Annotated in this window: 21 protein-coding genes and 1 tRNA gene; 9 read left to right on the forward strand and 13 right to left on the reverse strand. The window is 63.9% G+C overall.

The features are described from left to right. Positions 1-248 precede the first annotated feature (248 nt). Entirely contained in the window at positions 249-1,061 is an 813-nt protein-coding gene (locus GBB14_RS10145; protein ID WP_151529395.1) for an HAD family phosphatase, read from the forward strand. A gap of 23 nt (positions 1,062-1,084) precedes the next feature. On the opposite strand, the gene GBB14_RS10150 is transcribed toward GBB14_RS10145, so the two are convergent. Continuing rightward, a complete protein-coding gene (locus tag GBB14_RS10150) occupies positions 1,085-1,702 on the reverse strand; it encodes a hypothetical protein (protein WP_151529396.1) in 618 nt (205 codons plus the stop codon). A gap of 128 nt (positions 1,703-1,830) precedes the next feature. Here GBB14_RS10150 and GBB14_RS10155 point away from each other — a divergent pair, with 128 nt between their 5' ends. Further along, complete coding sequence (locus tag GBB14_RS10155; RefSeq protein WP_151529440.1) at positions 1,831-2,322, forward strand: phage holin family protein; 492 nt, start codon at positions 1,831-1,833, stop codon at positions 2,320-2,322. A gap of 105 nt (positions 2,323-2,427) precedes the next feature. Further along, entirely contained in the window at positions 2,428-3,390 is a 963-nt protein-coding gene (locus GBB14_RS10160; RefSeq protein ID WP_192796186.1) for an alpha/beta fold hydrolase, read from the forward strand. A gap of 23 nt (positions 3,391-3,413) precedes the next feature. Here the strand turns inward: GBB14_RS10160 and GBB14_RS10165 are convergent, their stop codons facing one another. From GBB14_RS10165 to nth, 4 genes are read right to left on the reverse strand one after another with little or no spacing between them, the layout of a single operon-like run. Next, a complete protein-coding gene (locus GBB14_RS10165) occupies positions 3,414-4,604 on the reverse strand; it encodes a MarP family serine protease (RefSeq protein WP_151529398.1) in 1,191 nt (396 codons plus the stop codon). Positions 4,605-4,650: 46 nt separating this feature from the next. Continuing rightward, entirely contained in the window at positions 4,651-5,376 is a 726-nt protein-coding gene (locus GBB14_RS10170) for a CoA pyrophosphatase (RefSeq protein WP_151529399.1), read from the reverse strand. After that, entirely contained in the window at positions 5,373-5,927 is a 555-nt protein-coding gene (locus tag GBB14_RS10175; RefSeq protein WP_151529400.1) for a TlpA disulfide reductase family protein, read from the reverse strand. The genes GBB14_RS10170 and GBB14_RS10175 overlap by 4 nt, the downstream gene beginning before the upstream one ends. After that, a complete protein-coding gene (gene nth, locus GBB14_RS10180; protein WP_151529401.1) occupies positions 5,928-6,683 on the reverse strand; it encodes an endonuclease III in 756 nt (251 codons plus the stop codon). A 61-nt stretch (positions 6,684-6,744) separates the two neighbouring features. Here nth and GBB14_RS10185 point away from each other — a divergent pair, with 61 nt between their 5' ends. Next, the gene (locus GBB14_RS10185; RefSeq protein WP_151529402.1) at positions 6,745-6,936 is read left to right on the forward strand and encodes a hypothetical protein; all 192 of its coding nucleotides are present in this window, start codon (positions 6,745-6,747) and stop codon (positions 6,934-6,936) included. 389 nt (positions 6,937-7,325) lie between these two features. Continuing rightward, complete coding sequence (glxR, locus tag GBB14_RS10190; RefSeq protein ID WP_151529403.1) at positions 7,326-8,009, forward strand: CRP-like cAMP-activated global transcriptional regulator GlxR; 684 nt, start codon at positions 7,326-7,328, stop codon at positions 8,007-8,009. A gap of 126 nt (positions 8,010-8,135) precedes the next feature. On the opposite strand, the gene GBB14_RS10195 is transcribed toward glxR, so the two are convergent. From GBB14_RS10195 to GBB14_RS10210, 4 genes are all read right to left on the reverse strand, one after another. Beyond that, positions 8,136-8,957 (reverse strand): MBL fold metallo-hydrolase, encoded by an 822-nt coding sequence (locus tag GBB14_RS10195; protein ID WP_151529404.1) that lies wholly within the window; start codon positions 8,955-8,957, stop codon positions 8,136-8,138. Between the two features lie 42 nt (positions 8,958-8,999). Further along, entirely contained in the window at positions 9,000-9,464 is a 465-nt protein-coding gene (locus GBB14_RS10200; RefSeq protein WP_151529405.1) for a RidA family protein, read from the reverse strand. Further along, a complete protein-coding gene (locus tag GBB14_RS10205) occupies positions 9,457-9,615 on the reverse strand; it encodes a DUF4177 domain-containing protein (RefSeq protein WP_018019595.1) in 159 nt (52 codons plus the stop codon). The genes GBB14_RS10200 and GBB14_RS10205 overlap by 8 nt, the downstream gene beginning before the upstream one ends. A 152-nt stretch (positions 9,616-9,767) precedes the next feature. After that, a complete protein-coding gene (locus GBB14_RS10210; protein WP_151529441.1) occupies positions 9,768-10,067 on the reverse strand; it encodes a WhiB family transcriptional regulator in 300 nt (99 codons plus the stop codon). Between the two features lie 183 nt (positions 10,068-10,250). On the opposite strand from GBB14_RS10210, the gene GBB14_RS10215 reads away from it, so the two are divergent. Beyond that, positions 10,251-12,623: a transglycosylase domain-containing protein gene (locus GBB14_RS10215; RefSeq protein ID WP_151529406.1), complete on the forward strand. Its 2,373-nt coding sequence runs from the start codon at positions 10,251-10,253 to the stop codon at positions 12,621-12,623. On the opposite strand, the gene GBB14_RS10220 is transcribed toward GBB14_RS10215, so the two are convergent. Beyond that, positions 12,620-13,066 carry a GatB/YqeY domain-containing protein gene (locus GBB14_RS10220; protein WP_151529407.1) on the reverse strand — a complete coding sequence of 149 codons (447 nt, stop codon included), beginning with the start codon at positions 13,064-13,066 and terminating at the stop codon, positions 12,620-12,622. The two genes, GBB14_RS10215 and GBB14_RS10220, sit on opposite strands and share 4 nt — an antisense overlap. Before the next feature lie 29 nt (positions 13,067-13,095). Between GBB14_RS10220 and GBB14_RS10225 the strand changes: the two genes are divergently transcribed. Beyond that, positions 13,096-14,001 (forward strand): metallophosphoesterase, encoded by a 906-nt coding sequence (locus GBB14_RS10225; RefSeq protein ID WP_151529408.1) that lies wholly within the window; start codon positions 13,096-13,098, stop codon positions 13,999-14,001. Positions 14,002-14,053: 52 nt separating this feature from the next. After that, positions 14,054-14,130 (forward strand) — tRNA-Pro (locus GBB14_RS10230). Between the two features lie 59 nt (positions 14,131-14,189). Here GBB14_RS10230 and GBB14_RS10235 read toward each other — a convergent pair. Next, a complete protein-coding gene (locus GBB14_RS10235) occupies positions 14,190-15,809 on the reverse strand; it encodes an amidohydrolase (RefSeq protein WP_151529409.1) in 1,620 nt (539 codons plus the stop codon). Positions 15,810-15,949: 140 nt separating this feature from the next. Here GBB14_RS10235 and GBB14_RS10240 point away from each other — a divergent pair, with 140 nt between their 5' ends. Further along, positions 15,950-17,314, forward strand: coding sequence for an MFS transporter (locus GBB14_RS10240; protein WP_151529410.1), 1,365 nt, complete (start codon positions 15,950-15,952; stop codon positions 17,312-17,314). On the opposite strand, the gene GBB14_RS10245 is transcribed toward GBB14_RS10240, so the two are convergent. Further along, positions 17,315-18,253 (reverse strand): potassium channel family protein, encoded by a 939-nt coding sequence (locus tag GBB14_RS10245; RefSeq protein ID WP_225976596.1) that lies wholly within the window; start codon positions 18,251-18,253, stop codon positions 17,315-17,317. Between the two features lie 5 nt (positions 18,254-18,258). Beyond that, positions 18,259-19,752, reverse strand: a complete 1,494-nt coding sequence (locus tag GBB14_RS10250; protein ID WP_151529412.1) for a YhgE/Pip domain-containing protein — start codon at positions 19,750-19,752, stop codon at positions 18,259-18,261. Between the last annotated feature and the right edge of the window lie 77 nt (positions 19,753-19,829).

Genomic DNA, 19,829 nt, shown 5'->3' on the forward strand with positions numbered 1-19,829 from the left:
ATTCAAGCTGTGACATACTCGGAACCGCACGACCCCGATATACAGTGTGGTCTGCCCCGGCCACTGGGGGGGGGGACGGGCCGGGGCAGACCACACTGTATATCGGGGTCGTGCGGTTCCGAGTATGTCACAGCTTGAATAGCACGTCAATAGCCCCACAGAGGCCTAAAGATGCAGGCACAGCCACTTCTCAGTAGCATCACTCTTAGCCACTTGTTTCACATCAGTATCACACGAGGAGGTGGGTCATGGTGCTCGAACAGCCCTCGGAGGAATCTGTTGCTGCCTTCTTCGATTTGGATAAGACCATCATCGCCACCTCCTCCGCCTTTGCCTTCGGCCGCACGCTCGTCTCCCACGGGATGCTCAGCACCAGAGATGCGCTCACTCTGGTGCTCGCCGAAACGGGGTACATGATTGCGGGGCACTCCCAAACCCAGATGGATGGCACCAAGGATCAGTTGACCCAGATGGTCAAGGGGCTGCGCATCGAGGATCTGCAGCACACCATTGACCACACCCTGCTGCATCGCGTGGTGCCCACCATCTTCGCGGAGGCTCGCGAGCTCATCGAAGAACACCATGCCCGCGGCCACGATGTGATCATTATTTCCGCGTCGGTGAAGGAGCTGGTGGATCCCATTGCCCACGAGCTGGGAGCAAATCACACCATCACCACCCGTTTAGAAGTGATCGACGGCGCCTACACCGGCAAGCTCGAGCTCTATTGCCGCGGCGTTACCAAAGCGACTGAGATCAGCAAGGTGGCCGACAGCCACGGCTATGACCTCACCCGCTGCTATGCCTACTCGGACTCGGCTACCGATATTCCCATGCTAGAGATGGTGGGCCATCCGCGGGCCGTCAACCCCGATCGAGTGCTCAAAAAGCATGCGCTTGCCTCCGAGTGGCCGGTGCTGAACTTCAAAAATCCCGTGCCGCTGCTGTCCAGCCCCTCAAAAAAGGATCTGGGTATCGGCGGCGCCGTGGCCGCCGCCCTTGCGCTCGGGATGGGCAGCTGGTGGCTCAGCACCCGCTGGGGCGCACTGCGATCCAGCTAGCAGGTACGACTCGGCGCGGCACTCTACAAGCGATCCGCTACCCGCGCCGCTTCCTCGCCGCCGCGGCGCCAGGCAGCAAAGTGCGCCAGCGCGAGGGAATCGACCTCGCCGCGGCAATAATCGCGGATTAGGACGGTGTGCGCGGCCGGATCGCGCAGCAAATAGGGCTCCGGCATAGCCAGCCCTTTGGGATCAAGTCCCGAGGCCATGGCGTTGAGCCGTGCTGTGGCGTATCCCACGACGATCGAGCGGGGGCCAAAGATGCGGTGGCCCAAGATCTCCCCGTGCAGCAGCGCGCACGTTTCTACCTGCCCCACGAGCTGCGCCAGTGCGCCGAGCCGCGGGGCTTGGCGCTCCGGAACTCCCTTCCCGCCTGCAATACGGTCTAATTTCGCCATGACCTGCAGCGGGGCACGCTGGAATGTCTCCGCGAGCGCGGGGGTGAGCACCCCGTAGACCTCGAGGGCGGATATCTCAGAATCAGCTGCGATTTTTCTGAGAGCCGTGGCGCCCACGAGCGCGGAATGGGCGCTGGTGGCGGCGGCATCACGCAAGTTAGCGCGCTTGCGATGAGCAGTCGCAATACTCGCCTGTGCGGCATTGATATGCTGGTGGATAGCTGGATTGCGAAATATTTCCATGGCGGCCGAGCTGATGACTTTCCGTGTCGAGTTCACAACCGCGCCGGATTCGTGGCACGATGGTGCACAACTAGAGTTTAAGAAAATACCACTAACGGAGGATCAAGACGGTGAGCAGTTCTAAGGGAATGTACAGCGAAGGGGCACCCGCTTTTTCGCCGAAGGTTAACTCGATTCCCCTCAGCGACGCCGATACCCGTGGCCCCGGTGAGGGCTCTATCGGCAATCTCGTGAGCGACGCTACTGCGCAGATGTCCAATCTTTTCCGCGCTGAGGTCGAGCTGGCCAAGGCCGAGGTTGCTCAGGAAGCGAAGAAGGGCGCCATTGGCGGCGGCCTCTTCGGCGTAGCCGGCACGATCGCCCTCTACTCGTCCTTCTTCTTTTTCTTCTTCCTCGCTGAGCTGCTGTCCACCTGGCTGTCGCGCTGGGCGGCGTTCCTCATCGTCTTCCTCATCATGGTGGTTCTCGCTGCCGCTTTCGCCCTCTTCGGCTGGCGCAAGGTGAAGACCATCGGCAAGCCCGAGAAGACGGTGCAGTCGGTCAATGATCTCAAGACCCTTGTCCCGGGCAAGGCCACCAAGAATCTCGAGAAGCGCGAGCAGGACGGCATGTACACCTAAGCCGTCATTGCGCCCGCTCTGATCCCCTTTTCCCTCAGGTATTCTGCAGGGATAAAGGGGGTTTTCCGTATCTTTCCACCCGCACCGTTGTCTAAGGAGTCTGTTGTGTCCCGTCGCCCGCTGAGTCAGCGATTGCTCCCGCCACGCTGGCGACGGAATCACGCCGAGCATTCCCCCGCCATCCCCAGCGCTGTGGCCCTCGAAGGCCCCTTTGCGCACGAATGGATCCACACCCGCGGCATCCGCCTCCACGCCGCGACCGCCGGCGACCCCCACGATCCGCTCATCGTGTTCGTGCACAGCGCCCTCGGCGGCTGGTTCGACTATCGCCACGTGCTGCCCACCGTCGCTGCTGCCGGCTATCACTGCGTGGCCATCGATATGCGCGGCTTCGGCATGTCGGATAAGCCGCCCAGCGACTATGACCTGCGCACCCTCGCCGGAGATGTTTATGGCGTAATCCACGCAACCGGACATAAGGATGCGGTGGTCGTGGGCCATGCCGCGGGCGGTGCGGTGGGCTGGGCCTTGGCCATTCACCACCCCGAGGCCGTGCGCGCGTTGGTCTCGATTGCCGCCGCGCACCCCACCGATCTGCGTCGCTGCACCTTTAGCTATCCGTGGATGTTCGGCACTCCGATTCTGCGTCATCTCAGTGCGCTGCTGCCGCCGCGCCTGCATGCGCTGCTCACCACCCCGCAGTCCACGGCTCGGGTGAATCTGGTGGCTAATACCGCGGAGCGCTTTCATACCACCACCGCCGGCAAGAAGGAGATGCAGCTGCGCACGGTGGCCTATAGCATCGCCAACACCTCTCCCGCGCGCTCGAAGGTGGCACGCATCGAGCTCGCCCCCGTGCCGCTGCGGTGGATGACCGCCTCGGTGGAGCAGCCAGTGCTGCTACTGCAGGATTCCTCCACCCCGTGGTCCCGGCTGGCCGAGCGCGCCGCCAAGCGCGTGAAGGCCGAGACCAACGTGGTGCACATTCCGCACACAAAAAACATCCCCCACCTCGAAGCACCCGCTAGTTTCAGCTCCATGCTCGTCTCTTTCGCGCGGTCTCTCTAGGGCGCTTATCGACGCTTCCTCGGCTAGCCCACAACGCAGGCCCCCGTATTCACGGGGGTCTCCAGGCCCGTGGCATCGGCCACGTGCTTCTCTACTTCGGCACGGGTGAGGGCATAGCCGGTATCGGTGTCATCGGCGGCGGCGCCGAAGACCACACCCAGTACGTGCCCGTCCTCGCTGAGCAGCGGGCCACCGGAGTTGCCCTCGCGAATGCTGCCGCGCACGGTGTACACCTCGCGGTCGATGCGCTGATCGGCGTAGATCGTGGGGCTATTGATCAAAAGCGAATCGATGATGCGGGCGGGGGCGGCCTCGAAGGGGCCGGACTCGGGAAAGCCCATCACCACGGCATCCGCGCCGCTCTCCGCGGGGTCCTCCGCCCAGGGCAGAGGGTCGATCCCGAGGCCATCGGTGGCGAGGATCGCGATATCAATCACGGGGTTGTAGTACACCACCCGTGCGGTGTGAAAGCCCAGCACGGTATCAAGATCCACCTCGTTCGTGCCGGCCACCACGTGCGCATTCGTCATGATGCGATCCGGGGCCACCACGAAGCCCGACCCCATGAGTCGGCGCTGGCATTGCGGGGCCTCGCCGATGATGTGCACCACCGAGGGGCGCACCCGTTCCACCATCGCCACATCGCTGACTTCGATGCGGGGAGCCTGCACCTGCTCCGGCTTGGGGCTCTGGAAGGGCGAGGTAATCATGGGCATGCCCGAATCATTGAGCAGTACCCGCAGCTTATCCGTCAGTGCGGCCAAGGCCCGTGGGGAATGGGTATCCACCTGTTGCAGCACGGTGGAATTACGCACTCCCTTCGCCAGCCGCGAGTTGCCCTCTGCCAGCGGCGTCGCCAGCAGCCAGGCCACGATGAGCACCACCATCACCTGAAAGAAGGCGCCGGCGAGGGAATCGACCCGGCGCAGCTGCGGCTGGGAGACTTTCTCGCGCAGCGAGGCACCGGCGGTGCCCCCAATGAAATAGCCAATGCAGGAGGCAAGCACCAGCACGGTCACGGCGATCACGATGCGCAGCTGGTTGCTCTCGGTTTGCTGCATGGCTAGCGGGGCCAAGGCAAAGCCGATGACTAACCCGGCAGCGATGCCGATAAAGGAAAAAACCGACCCCACCATGCCGTGACGCCAGCCGTCGATAAGCGCGAAGAGCAGGAGAAACACCACAACGCCATCCACTATCACGCTGGGATCCATAAGGGCGCCTCTCTTCTCTGGGGCAGGGACATAGTGATTCTAGGGGCTAGGAGTGGCATTCGTTGTTACGCGACGCGGCTAGGGTGGCGCCCAGATCGTACACCCGATCCTGCGCCCACGGCTGCGCCCAGCCGGCATGGTCCAAAGCTGCACTCAGAATACCGCCTGTAAAGCCCCACACAATGTAGCCACGACAACGAAACGCCGGACCTCGCCAGGAACCATGCTCCACCATGAGGCGATTGTCTGGCTCCACCAGCTCCGCGATGGAGGCTCGGAATACATCATCCGCCTCCTCGGGGCTCACCGGCGCCACCTCGGCGGGGGCGTGCTGATACGCGATCACGGGATGCACTGGGTAGCCGCTGCGGCGCACGTGCACCTCCTCCATCTGGGCCACCGGTGTCACCGCCATCCGGTCGAGGCCCGTCTCCTCATGGGCCTCGCGCAGGGCGCAGTCCACCGCGTTGATATCGGTGGGATCCACCCGGCCGCCGGGGAAAGCAATCTGGCCAGAATGATGGCGCATCCGCGGTGAGCGGTGTGTGAGCAGCACGGTGGCGCTGGCCGGAAGCTGGTGCTGCTGCGGGTCGCCGTCGATAAGCATGAGCACCGCCGCCTGTCGATCGCGGCGAGGGCCGCTCTGGCGCGCCCGATCCGAGAGCGCCCGATGCACATGGCCCTCATCCACGGCCCGCACCAAGGGTGCCAGCCAGGGCGGGGCCGCCTCGGGGCGCAGCCGGGTATTCACCCCACAGGCGTCCGGAGTCATCGCACCGCCTCCTCGAGGTCTTCCACCGAATCGAAGGGTTGCGGCAGGATGCGCTCCACCTCGCCATCGCGCAGCACCACCGTCACCGGCACCACCCCGGGCAGCGACCACGCCGCCGCGGCCGCCCCGCGATCATCCTGGAAGCTGGGAATATCCACCCCAAGATCCTCGAGCAGCGCCGCACCACGGCCGGCATCCCGATCCGCGTGCACCCCCACCACCGTCATCTCTGGGTGGCGGGCGGCGAACTCCTCGATCACCGGCAGCTCCTCTCGGCAGGGGCCACACCACCACGCCCACACATTCACCAGCACATAGGGCGAGGCCTCGCCCTCGGTCGCCGCGCCCAAACAGGGCAGCTCCACGCCGAGATCTGCCTCAGGGCAGGCGGGGCGGCTCGCCGTAACCGAGGAGGTCATCGTGGGCTGTGGGGAGTCGCTCGCCTCCGGTGCAGGCGGGTTCTCGCCGCTGAGAAGGCGGGTGATGATGACCGCGATGAGCACGATCGACACCACCACGAATGCCAGATATAGACGAATATGGGTGCGCATCTAGGCCTCCTCGATCCCTGCGAGCTGCAGCAGATGCTGCCGGGCCTGCTCATCGGGGGCGCGCAGCAGACGCAGTGCCTCGGGCACCTCGGTGGGGCCGACGCGGCCGTAGCTGGGGCACTGCTGCCGCAGAAAGCACACCCCGCACGCGGCGGTGCGTGAGTGACAGATCTGGCGGCCATGGTAGATGATCCGGTGCGAGAACATCGTCCAGTCGGCGCGGGGCAGCTGCTCGGCCAGCACCGATTCCACCTTCACGGGATCGCTCTGCTCGGTGAGCTCGAGTCGGCGCACACAGCGGCCGAAGTGCGTGTCCACGGTGAGGCCGGGAACATCGAAGGCATTGCCCAGGACCACATTGGCGGTCTTGCGGCCCACCCCGGGAAGCGCAGTGAGCTCCTTTAAGGTGCCCGGCACCTCCCCGCCGTATTGCTCGGACAGGGCCAAGGCAATGCCGGCAGCGGCCTTGGCTTTGTTGCGATAAAATCCAGTGGGCCGAATCAGCTCCTCGAGCTGATTAGGGCTGGCTTCGGCCATCGCCGCGGCGGTGGGGAAACGGGCAAAGAGATGAGGGGTAACCTCATTGACTCGTTTGTCCGTGCACTGGGCACTGAGTACCGTCGCGATAAGCAACTCAAAAGCGTTGGAGAAATCGAGGGCGCAGTGCGCATCCGGGTAGCCGGCTGCGAGCATCCTGCTGACCTTGCGCGCGCGTCGCGTGCGGGCGAGCGGGGTGGTGCCAAAAGTTCGTCCCATAGATATAACACTAAGCCACACACGATCACCCCCGCCTGTCCCACTAGTAGAATGGAGTCCCATGAGTTCACTTTTTGCACTTGCAACCCCAGTAGTACTGACGGTTTTCGCCATGGGCATGGAGCGCTGCGAGAGCTTCTCTACGACCTCCCGCGCTCGGAAGCGGCGGCACGAGCGCGAGCAGGCCGCACCGCTGGCCCACGCAGAGCGCGATACCGCCACCGAGCGCACCCCCGACCAAGCGGCGGCATAAGACCTCCTACCTTTTTGCTTGTGTGTGTTTCTTAGCCATCGCTGAGGTGATCACATATAAATCGCCTAGCGCGACAAGTCACACGCAAAGAATGGGTGGCTCACATTCACCCCCAAATTTGTACAACTACACAGCAGCCCGCCATCCCGCGATCCGATCAAAAATCCCCTGACCAGCGGCTTATCCGAGATGACTGGGCAAGATGTCAAATAGTGACACACTCCATAGTAGGATGAGTGAAGACAAACACGGCGCGGGTGCCTATCCCACACTGCCGATCTTGACCGACAGATGTCTGGATATGTTGGTATACAGACGCTCCTCGACATGTGGGCCCACTTTGCTGCATCCTTCGCGCCGTACTCAGCGAAGATACAAGGAGTTAGACAGTGGAATCCGTACAGGAAATCTTGTCGCGGGCAGGCATCTTTCAAGGCGTCGACCCAGTGGCGGTAGCCACCCTCATCCAGGAATTGGAAACGGTGCGTTTTCCGCGTGGCACCACCATCTTCGAGGAGGGCGAGCCCGGTGACCGGCTCTACATCATTACCTCTGGCAAGGTGAAGCTGGCCCGCCACTCCGCCGATGGGCGGGAGAACCTGCTGACCGTGATGGGTCCCTCCGATATGTTCGGTGAACTCTCCATCTTCGACCCCGGCCCGCGCACCAGCGCCGCCGTCTGCGTCACCGAGGTGGCTGCGGCCACCATGAACTCGGAGATGCTGCGCAAGTGGATCTCGGCCCACCCCGAGATCTCCGAGCAGCTGCTGCGCGTGCTGGCCCGCCGCCTGCGCCGCACCAACAACTCCTTGGCCGATCTCATCTTCACCGATGTGCCCGGCCGTGTGGCCAAGACGCTGCTGCAGCTGGCCAACCGCTTCGGCACCCAAGAGGGCGGTGCGCTGCGCGTGAACCACGACCTCACCCAGGAAGAGATCGCGCAGCTGGTCGGCGCCTCCCGCGAGACCGTGAATAAGGCCCTGGCTACCTTCGCCCACCGCGGCTGGATCCGCCTCGAGGGCAAGTCCGTGCTCATCGTCGCCACGGATCAGCTAGCCCGACGCGCCCGCTAAAACATACAAAAACACCGCTGCCTCCCCGGTATGGGAAAAGGCAGCGGTGTTGCTGTGTGCACGGACAGCCGCAGCTGAGCAGAGGGCGGCACCGCCGCACGCCGTGCCGCCCTCATGTACCCAGGTTTATTTCGACGGCACGTCCACGCCCAGATAGCGCAGGGTCACGCGGGTGGACTGCTCTGCGGCGTGGCGCAGTACCGGATCCACATCGGTGTAGATCTCATCGATCAGGCCACGCACGGTGGCTTTATCGCCGAGCTTCTCGAGCGCATCCTCCACCTGCTGCAGGCGCATCTTGCGGCGCTCTAGGTACTTCTTGGCAAAGACGGAGATATCCTCCGCATCGGGGCCATGGCCGGGCAGCATGCGCACATTCTTGCCCCGCTTCTTCAGCATCTTCAGCGTCTTCAGATAGTCCTTGAGATCCCCGTCCGTCTCGGAAATCATCGTGGTGTGGCGGCCGGCGATGGTATCGCCGGTGATAATGCCCTCCAAGGTGGACTTGCCGGGCGTACCCGACCACACGAACAGACACACAGAGTCACTGGTATGGCCCGGGGTGTGCACCACCTCGATCTGCGGGGTAACACCCTCGGCCTTGATGATCTCACCATCCTCCAGCGCGGGCCCACCCAAGCAGTAGCGCTTATCAAAAGCCCGCACTGGGGCGCCGGTGAGCTGGCGAATTCGCTGAGCGGAATCGGCGTGATCCGCGTGGCGGTGCGTCAATAGCACCTCCGCCACTTCGGAGGCGTTCTTATTGAGCACATTCAGGTGCCCCTCATCCTCCGGGCCAGGATCGACCACGATGCTGCGCGGATCACCCTTGGCACGAATTACCCACGAATTGGTGCCCTCGAGCGAGCTGTAGCCGGGGTTAGGGCACAGCACGACTCCCACGGACGGAGATACTGGGCGTAGCTGACTATAAGCGGGATGCTCCATACCCACTAGCTTAACCCTGTTGCCTCGTATACGACTATCAAATTAGGCACGCTTTTCGACGACGAGCTCAACCTCGACCGGCGCGCCGAGCGGCAGTTCCGCCACCCCGACAGCCGACCGCACATGCTGACCGGCCTCACCGAAGATCTCACCAATGAGCTCCGAGGCCCCATTGACCACTCCGGGCTGGCCGGTGAAGCCCTCAGCGCTGGCGACGAAGCCGGTAATCTTCAGCACCCGCGCCACATTATCGATGCCCACTACGGCATCCACGGCGGCCAGCGCATTGAGTACGGCCAGGCGGGCGTATTCCTTCGCCTGTTCGGCAGAGACCTCCGCCCCCACCTTGCCGGTGGCGTGGAGATTGCCCTCAACGAAGGGCAGCTGGCCCGAGGTCCACACCTGGTTGCCCACCTCGGCGGCGGGGATATAGGCGGCCACGGGCGCGGCTACGGCAGGGAGGGTGATGCCGAGCTCCTGCAAGCGAGTGCTGATAGAGCTAGTCATTTTTCACCCGCTTCATGTAGGCCACGAGGTTTTCTGGGTTCGGGCCAGGGATCACAGTCACGAGCTCCCAGCCGTCCTCCCCCCAGGTATCGAGGATCTGCTTAGTGGCGTGGCTAATAAGCGGCACGGTGGCGTATTCCCATTGAGTCATGTGCCCCACCTTAGTGATCTCTGCGCCCTGAAGGGGCGCCGCCCCACCTCAGGGTGACGGAGACGCACATCACACAAATACAGACCCGCAAGTGAAATAACTTACGGGCCCGTCATTTTTGCTCTAAAAAGTGTGGTTACTGTTCGATGTGGCTAAATGCCCACCAGTTCGCCGCCGCGGGCGAGATAGTTGGACCAATTCTCGATGTGCGGGTTCTTCCGCAGCAGCGCACGGCGCTGACGCTCCGTCAGCCCACCCCAGACGCCAAACTCGATCCGATTATCGAGAGCATCGGCCAAACAATGGGTGCTCACGGGGCATTCTTCGCAGATCTGGGCCGCCCGACGCTGGGCTGCACCGCGCACGAACAAGGCATCCGGATCGCTGTTGCGGCAGCGCGCGCGAGTCACCCAATCCTCGCGTTCGACGGGTTCGGTAGAAGAGGAGTGCATTCCGCTGCGGGCCGCTTCTCGATTCAAAATGAGTGAAGTAGTCATCTGCAAAACACGCCTCTCATTGATCAGCAATTTGACACTTGTAAGTGTATTCACAGTGTCGCGGAAGTGTCGAATACGGCATAAAAAGGGGGTACTTGTGGATTCACAAGCGCCAAGCGGTTGCGTACTGTAAGGGAAGTGACCAGCATTGCATCTTTGGGAAAAGTTCTCATCGCCACCGTTGCCGCTGGTGTGCTAAGTGCCGTGGCACTGACGCCACTGGCAGGGCTCTCCGGCGCAGCAGTCGCGCGCGCCCATGAGTCGATGGCCGCTGACATCGAGAATCTCACCGACGGCACCACCCCAGGCGTCACGGAGATTCAAGACCGGAACGGCGCCCCCATTGCGTGGCTCTATAAACAACGCCGCTTCGACGTGCCCCCGGATCGAATCTCTGAGGCCATGAAGCGCGCCATCGTCTCCATCGAGGATCGCCGCTTCTATGCGCATGACGGGGTGGACTGGCAGGGCGCTGGGCGCGCCATGGTGAAGAACCTGCTCGCCGGCAGCGTGTTAGAGGGCGCCTCCACCTTGGATCAGCAATACATCAAGAACTATGCGCTCTTGGTGGAGGCGGAAAATGATGAGGAGCAGGCTGAGGCCATCGAAACCTCCTATACCCGCAAATTCCGCGAGATCCGCGCCGCCGCTGAGCTGGAGAAGCGGCTGGATAAAGACGAGATCCTCGGCCGCTATCTCAACCTCGTCCCCTTCGGCAATGGCGCCTACGGAGTAGAGGCCGCGGCCCGCACCTACTTTGGCATCAGCGCCGCCGAGCTGACTGTGCCCCAAGCAGCCACTCTGGCGGGCATTGTGCAGTCCTCATCCGCGCTGGATCCTTATACCAATATTGCGGGCGTCACCTCGCGCCGGAATGTGGTTCTCAACGCGATGGCGGAGATGAACTACATCTCCGACGCAGACGCCGAGGCCTACGCCATGGAGCCCCTCGGAGTGCTCGAGCAGCCACAGGGGCTGCCTAATGGCTGTATCACCACCGGCGATCGCGGTTTCTTCTGCGACTACGTGATCCGCTATCTGGAGGAGAAGGGCATCAGCGAGGAGGACCTGCGCACCAATGCCTATACCATCCGCACCTCCCTCGATCCGGAGGTACAGTCCGCCGCGAAAAACGCGGTAACGAGCTTCACCGATCCCACCACCCCGGGCGTGGCCCAGGTGATGAACGTGATCAAGCCGGGCAAATACTCCCGCGAGATCCAAGCCATGGTCTCCTCGCGCACCTACGGTCTCGATGGCGCGGCCGCGCAGACGATCCTGCCGCAAACCTCCACCTTGGTGGGCAATGGCGCCGGCTCGGTATTTAAGGTCTTTACCGCCGCTGCCGCAATCGAGCAGGGCATGGGCATCGACACCGAGCTTTCGGTGCCGAAGCGCTATGAGGCCTATGGGCTCGGCGAGGGCGGCGCTGAGGGCTGCCCGCCCAGCGCCTATTGCGTGGAAAACGCCGGCCAGTACCCGCCGAAGCTGTCTTTGAAGGGGGCGCTGGCGAAGTCGCCGAACACCACCTTTGTGGAGCTTATTGAAAAGGTAGGGGTGAGCTCCGTGGTGGATCTTTCGGTGAAGATGGGCCTGCGCTCCTATACGGTCCCAGGCAGCTTCGATGGGGAAAGCTCCATCGCCGAGTACATGAAAAAGGCCAATCTCGGCTCCTATACGCTCGGCCCGACGGCAGTGAACCCACTGGAGCTATCGAATGTTGCCGCCACCATTTCCGCCGATGGCGTGTGGTGCGAACCCAACCCCGTTATGGAGATCACCGACCGCGAGGGCAAGGAAGTGCAGATTGATCGCCCCGAATGCGAGCGGGCGCTCTCCAGTGGTGTAGCGCAGGCGCTGAGCGACGCGATGAGCGATGATTTCCGCTCAGGTACCGCCTCCGAGTCGGCGAAGTCGATGGGATGGAACGGCTCGGCTGCGGGCAAGACCGGCACCACCGAGTCTAACCTGTCGAGCTCCTTCCTCGGCTTCAACTCCGGTTTCGCTGCCGCCACCTACATCTACAATGACGGCACCTCGGCCGCCCCTCTGTGTACCTCTCCGGTGCGCCAGTGCGGCCGCGGCGATCTCTATGGCGGTAAGGAGCCGGCCCGCACCTGGATTGCTGCGGCGCAGCAGATTCCCGCAGCAGCGCAAGGTTCCCTCTCCCCCGCCCATGGGCGTTTCCGAGAAGGCACCGCCAAAGATCGCATCCCGAAGGTGGTGGGCATGCAGGAAAAGGATGCCGTCCGCGCACTAGAGGAGGCTGGGCTTCGCGCCCAGGTCCGGTTTGTGGCCGGCAATGGCACCCCGCGCGGCGAGGTCAAGGGCATCGAGCACGAGCCCATCATCCATCAGGGATCGACGGTGACGCTGAAAATCTCCGATGGCTCCGCGCCCCCGCCGCCACCGCCGCCGCCATCCTCGCGGTCGAACTCGGAACCCCCGCCGCCGCTGCCGAATCCCGACGAGATTTCGAACGCGATTAACGACATTCTGCGAAATCTCTAGCTGAGCTTCGCCTTCACCACAGCGGAGATACGGGCGCCATCGGCACGGCCGGCGGCCTGGGCGGTGGCGGTCTTCATCACCGCCCCCATCTCACGCATCGAGCTCGCACCCGTCTCCGCGATGCAGGAATCAACCAGCTGCTCCAGCTCGACGTCGCTGAGCTGCGCCGGCTGATAGCTCTGGAAGACGGCGATCTCGGCCTCCTCCACCGCGGCAAGCTCCTCGCGCCCGGCGTCGCAATAGGTGGTGACGGATTCGCGGCGCTTCTTAATCTCACGGGCGATGACGGCGAGGATGTCGGCGTCGACAAGCTCAGTGCCGGAGGAGGTCTTCTCATACTGCACGGCGGAGAGCAGCTGCCGGATGGCATTGGAGCGCTGCTTGTCGCGAGCTTTCATGGACTCTTTGAGATCGGCGCGGATCTGTTGTTCTAATTCGCTCATGCCTCAACGATATCGCTAGGGTGTGAGGTGTGACTGCATTATTCCGCCGACTTGGTTCCGCGAGCGCCGCCGTCGCCGCCCTTGGCGCGGGCGTTGCGCTCAAAGGCATCACCAACACCAGCGACTTTCGCCTCGACACCCTCGAGCTGCCCCTGCTCGAGGCAGGAGTGCTGCGCGAGAAGGATTCCTTCGACATCCTGCACATCGCCGACCTGCACATGCTGCCCTCCCAAGGCAGCAAACAGCAGTTCGTCTCCGGGCTGGCCCAGCTGCACCCAGACCTGGTGATCAATACCGGCGATAACCTGGGCGATCCGCAGGCGGTGCCCTATGTGCTGCAGGCTCTTAACCCGCTGCTGGATGTGCCCGGCATGTTCGTCTTTGGCACCAATGATTACTTCGCCCCGCGGCCGGTGAACCCCTTCAACTACCTGCTGGGGAAGAAGCGCACCCCCTCCCGCGTGGAGCTGCCCTGGCGGGGCATGCGGGCCGCCTTCATCGAACGGGGCTGGCACGACGCCACCCACCAGCGGGTAGAGGTGAAAGTAGGCGATGTGCGCCTCGCCGTGACCGGGGTGGATGACCCCCACCATGACCTCGACGACTATGAGCAGATCGCCGGCCCGCCCAATGCCGATGCGGATCTCGCCATCGCGCTCACCCACTCCCCCGAGCCGCGGGCGCTGGAGCGTTTCGCCGCGGACGGCTATCAGCTGAGCATCTCCGGGCACACCCACGGTGGCCAGATCTGCCTGCCCGGTGGACGCTCCATCGTGACCAACTGCGGCATCGACCGCGAGCGCGCCCACGGGCTGCACCGCTTCGATGGGATGCCCATGTATGTCTCCCGCGGCCTCGGCACCTCGAAGTATGCGCCGGTGCGGCTCAACTGCCCGCCCACCGCCACCCTGCTGCGCCTCACCGAACGCCACTAGCTGCTGTTTTGTAGTTTCTTCCGGCGCTGTCCTATAGTGTTTCAGGTAGCGACGGGATATGGCGCAGCTTGGTAGCGCGCTTCGTTCGGGACGAAGAGGTCGCAGGTTCAAATCCTGTTATCCCGACCACTGGAAAAGGTCAATCATCCACCAGATGATTGGCCTTTTCGCATGTCATACGGCGTTATTTAGAGCTCGCCGTAGACTAGCTCGCCACCGAGGATGGTGGCCAGCACCTGCACGCGGCCAATCTCCTCGGGTGCTACCTGCAGCGGGTTGCGATCCAAGAGCACGCAATCGGCCAGCTGGCCGGGCATGATCTGGCCCTTACGGCCCGCCCAGCCCGTGGCCGCCGCCGATCCAGCGGTATAGGCGTAAAGTGCCTGCTCTGCGCTGAGGCGCTCGCTGCCATAGTAGAGCTGCCCCGACTGGGTGGTGCGCGTCACGAAAGACTCGATGGCCTGCAAGGGCGCCCCGTCGGTCACGGGACGGTCCGAGCTTCCGGGCAGTATGAGGCCGGCGTCGAGAAGCCTGCGAGCAGGATAAGAAAAGGCGGCGCGCTCCTCCCCGAGGACCCGTATCACGGCATCACCGAAGGCGTGCACGAAGCGCGGCTGCGGCGCAATCACGATGGGGCGGCCGTTGATCGCGGCCAGCTGATCATCACGCACCACCCCGCCGTGCTCGATGCGGTGCGGAATCGCCGGCGCGCCATAGGTGTCAATAATCTCGGAGAGAATAGCCACGGACAGATCCACCGCCGCATCGCCGAGCGCATGCAAGGCCAGCGACCAGCCGGCCGCCGCCGCGCCGAGCGCTTGTCGACGCATCTCTGCTGGATCACCTTGAAAATAGCCGCGATGCGGGCAGCACAGGTAATCCTCCGCCATCGCCGCAGTAGTGCTCAGTATCGAGCCATCCATAAACATTTTGGTGGGCCCGATCTGCAGCCACTCATCGCCCAGGCCGGTACGGATGCCGCCATCGAGGCCATAGCCATAGCCATCCTCCGAATGGCCGACGATCTCGTGCAGGGCGTCGATGGTGGGCATGATCTGCATCCGGGTATGGCGGGTGGCCTGCTGATAGGCCCCGATCTCCCGCGGGCTATGCCCAATCCAGCCGCCGGCCACGCCACAATCGGTGACCGAGGTCAGCCCCTCGGAGAGATAGTGCGCGGTTGCCTTCTCGATGGCGGCGGCGATCTCGGTGCTCGATTCCGGCAGCAACACCTGCTGCACCAGCCGCATCGCATTCTCGTCGAGCAGGCCGGTGGCTGCCCCAGTGCTATCGCACACCACCTCGCCGCCGTCCACCAGCGGCGGATGCGAGGGATCCACCCCGGCCGCCCACAGAGCCGGGGTATTGACGGTATTCGCATGGCCCGAGACGTGTTTGATCAGTAGTGGCCGCCCCGCCGCGGCGCGATCGAGCGCGGAGATAGACAGCTCGCCATCCTGCAGGGCGCTAGGGCGAAAACCCGCGGCAATCACCCAGTCCCGCTCCCCCACCCCAACGGCCGCGGCGGCGATCGTGTCATAGACCTCGGTGGTGCTACACGCCGCCGAGAGATCCACCTCGGACAGCGTCTGGCCAAACCACACGGTGTGGGCGTGGGCATCATTAAACCCGGGAACAAGGGTGGCGCCGCCGGCGTCGATGCGTCGATCCGCGGGCAGGCGGCGGGCATCCTCGTCGAGCGCCACGAACCGCCCCTGGAGCATCGCCACCGCCGTGGCGCTGGGCTGCTGCGGATTCTGGGTGAGAATCCTCGCGTTCTCCACCAACACAATCGGACTGTGGCTCATAACAACTGCTGTCTCCTCGGGTCGTACATACATCATGCTGGCTGTGTGATGTTCCTCTGCTAGGGGATACGTCCTTCCCTAACCCCGTCGCTCCCTCTAGCCTTGACTGCAATGCCCCATACAGAGCTAGGAGGCTCGACATGAGCAGGACTGATCCCACCATCGCGGACAGGGACCCGCAGGGACCCGAGACCGTCGAGGTAGATTCCCGCGAGGTGGGCAAGATCGCCCGCGCCGCCTTCGTGGGCACCGTGTTGGAATGGTACGACTTTTTTCTCTTCGGCACCGCATCGGCGCTGGTGTTTAATTATCTTTTCTTCTCTAATGCCGATGACACCACCGCCACGCTCGCGGCCTTCGCCACCTTCGGCGTCGGTTTCTTCGCCCGCCCCTTCGGCGCACTACTCTTCGGCCGCATCGGCGATAAGCTGGGCCGACGGCCAGCGCTTATCCTGTCGATCGTGGTGATCGGAATGGCCACCGGATTGATTGGCCTGCTCCCCACCTACGACTCCATCGGCCTCTGGGCCCCCGTGCTGCTCACCGTGCTGCGCCTCGGCCAGGGCGTGGCAGTCGGCGGCGAATGGGGCGGCGCCACCACAATGGCCATCGAGCACGCCCCCGCCGATAAACGCGGCCGCTATGCCGCGCTCATCCAAATCGGCTCCCCCGTCGGCACCCTGCTCTCCTCCGGAGTCTTCGCCCTGGTTCTGCTCATGCCGGAGGAGACCGTGGACTCCTGGGCGTGGCGCATCCCCTTCCTCTTGGCCTTCCCCTTCCTCGGCATTGCGCTGTGGATCCGCCTCAAGGTAGAAGAATCCCCCGTCTTTCGCGCCCTCGCCGCCGAGGCCGACAACGATGCCGAGGAGCAGGGCTCGCTCACGGAGCTTTTTGGCTCCTACTATCGCCAATTGATCCTGGCGGTCTCTGCGGCGCTGCTCGGTATTGGCGGCTTCTTCGTGCTGACCACCTATGTGATGAGCTATGCCACCACCGCCCTCGGCATGGCCCGCCAGGATGTGGTGAACGCCACCCTGCTGGCGGCGGTCTGCCAGATCTTCATCAACCTCATTTTCGGCCGCCTCGGCGAAAAGATCGGCCCAGGCCGCATCATCGGCTGGGGCTCGATCGCCACGGCACTACTGTCCTATCCGGTGTGGATGATGATCGACACCGCCAATGTGGCTCTGCTGACCCTCGCGGTGTGCATCGGGCTGAGCGTGGTCACCATCAGCTACTCGGTCTCCGGGCTTTTGCTCTCCGAGCTCTTCCCCGCCCAGCTGCGCTACACCGGCATCGCCATCGGCTCCAATGTGGCCGGGACGATCTCCGGCATGCTGCCCTTCGTGGCCGCCTGGCTCAATACCTCAGGCGGGCAGCCCTCCGTTTGGCCCGGCATGCTCATCCTCGTGGTGGTGGCGCTCATCAGCGCCGCCGGCGGTTTCCTCGGCGAACGGCACCGCGTCCGCGACGAGGTCGTGCTCGAGGCCACCGACGCCGAGTAACTAGCTGCTCTCCGGCGGGTCGGGGGTGGCGTCAGGGTGGCGTCGATAAGTCAGCTCTGCGAGCTCGCTTTTCAGCGTGGAGGTCTCCTCCCGCAGCTCGCGCACCTGGTGAGAGAGATCCTTCACGGCCGTGAGCAGCTCCTGGTGGCGAGCGGAATCCATGAACTCCTCCGTCTCCGAGGAGGTGGTTTGCACCTGCTCCACCAGCCAGGAGGACAACATCGCGGTCACTACACCGGCGATCGCGATACCGGTGAGCATCAGCACCGAAGCCACCAAACGGCCCTGGGTGCTCACCGGCGCAATATCGCCATAGCCCACCGTGGTCACCGTCACCAACGCCCACCACACAGCGTCACCGAAATCAACAATCTGGCTGCCATCCTGCGGCGCCTCCGCCTCATAGAGCGTGATCGCCGCCACTATAATCACGAGCACCGCCGTCACCGAGGTGTACCACGCCACGCTCACCCGAGCATTCGCCGCGGAAAAACGCTGCAAAATCACTAGAGTCGGCAAAATCCGCAAAATGCGCAGCGGGCGGAACATCGGCAGCACAATCAGCGCCAACTCCCACAAATGGCGCACGAACCAGCGCCACGAATTCTCCGCCAACACCAGCCGCACCGCATAGTCCAGCAGAAAGCACAGCCAGACACCCCACATGCCCACATTGGCGATCTTGGTCAGCAGCGCATCATTGGCGCCCAAGGCCGTCCACGCATACAGCACCAAAAACAGTAGTGAGGCCACCAGCATCGGGCCCTCGGCGTGGCGCTCCCACTTCTCCTGGGCGCTCACATGGTGCGGCACATGGGGCGCAAAGATCTCTCTGAGCACCACCGAGGTCTTCCGCCGCAGCGGCATACCTGAGATATCAACGGGCCCCGCGTCCTCATCGGCCCAACTGTCGGTATTTTTATCAGTCGAAGCAGCCACGGCCACTACTGTGCCACATGCTCCGTCGCCGCGGGCTTATCGACGCCATCCTCTCGCCCCGCAGCCGGCTCGGCGGAGCTGGGGCTGGGGCGGGGGCTCTGGTGGCGGGCGAGCCAGAGACCACCAGCGGCCATGATCGCGAGCACCGCCGCCGAGCTGCCCGCCATCACCCCGTGGGCGCTATTGCCGATGGCGCTCAATCCCGCGGTGGCATAGTGCAGCGGCATCAGCCCCGTCGCGATCTGCGCCTCGAGCTCCACCGTGCCGGTCGTGGCGCTCTTCCACACCAGGCCCACGACGAGGAGCTGGAGGAGGAATACTGCCCCGACAACACCTGGGGCGAAGCGCTGCGGCAGGAGAAGCTGCACCAGCTGGGCGATGGCCGACCCGGCAATCGTGGCGAGCAGCAGCAGCCCAGCGGAGAGCGCCAGGGCGAGCACTCCGAGATCCCCCACAATGGCCAAGGCCACAGCCGCGCTGGCCGCGATCCCCACAGCGGCCACGAGCTGCTGCAGCAGGGACAGCCGCGCCAGCCCCACTGCCGCTCCGAGCCCCATGGCGAGCGCCGCGATGAGCAGCGCATAGAGCGGGGGCAGGGCGTTGGTGGGGGCCTCCGACACCGCGGTGGGGTCTGTCTGCGCAGAATGGGCAGGCAGGGCGCGCTGGATACCGGTGATGGAGTTCTTGTTATCCTCAGCCATCTTCTCTACCCGCTCGGCGCCATCGGCCAAGGCCGTGGCCCCCTCCTGGGCGCGGACGCTGCCGCGCTCCAGCTCGGCGAGTCCCTGGTTGAGGTCCTTGGCGCCCTGGGTGGCCTGGAAAATGCCATCGTGGAAGGCATAGCCGGGGGTATTGAGCTGATTGGCGAGTTCCCGCGAACCCTCCCGCATGCGGGTGAACTGGGCTTTTTGCTCCTCGCTGAGGGTGATATTTTCCAGCTGCGGCCGGTATTCGTTGAGCTGTTCGCGAAGCTCCTCCGAGCGCGGATCCACCGACTCTTCAAGCTCCTTGTCGATCTGATCCAACGCCGCCAGTAGCTGCCCGCGGGAGGCCTCCACCCCCACCAGCGCCCCGGCGACCTGCTCGATGCCATCGGCGAGCTCCTGGGCGCCCGGGCCCATCTGACCCACGCCGGCCTGCAGCTGCACCATTCCCGCGGAGAGCTCGCCGGAGCCGCTATGGGCCGCGGCGATGCCGTCGCGCAGCTGCGTGGTGCCCTCGGCGAGCTGGCGGGAGCCATCGCTCAGCTCCTTCACACCGGAGTTTAAGAATCCCGATTGGGTGCCGGCGTTGCTGGCTGCCCGGCGCGCCGCGAGGAGATCCGCATCCGAGTAGCCGGCCGGGCTGGCGGCCGCAGGCGCGCCGGAGGGCTCATCCTTGGTGGACCACGCATCGGCGGGTTCCATCCTCATCACAGTCGCCGCGATAGTGGCGAGAAGCACAGGAGCAACAATCACGAGCACAGCCAGGAAGCGAGTGAGCATGGAAGAGCTTTTCATGAGCACTAAATCTATCGCTTTCAAGGATGATTCGGCGAGAGACCCACCGGTTTACCCAGCTGGTAACGTAGAATGCG

Source organism: Corynebacterium sp. 51B (genome assembly GCF_008930785.1).
In the GTDB taxonomy this organism is placed as follows: Bacteria; Actinomycetota; Actinomycetes; order Mycobacteriales; family Mycobacteriaceae; genus Corynebacterium; species Corynebacterium megadyptis.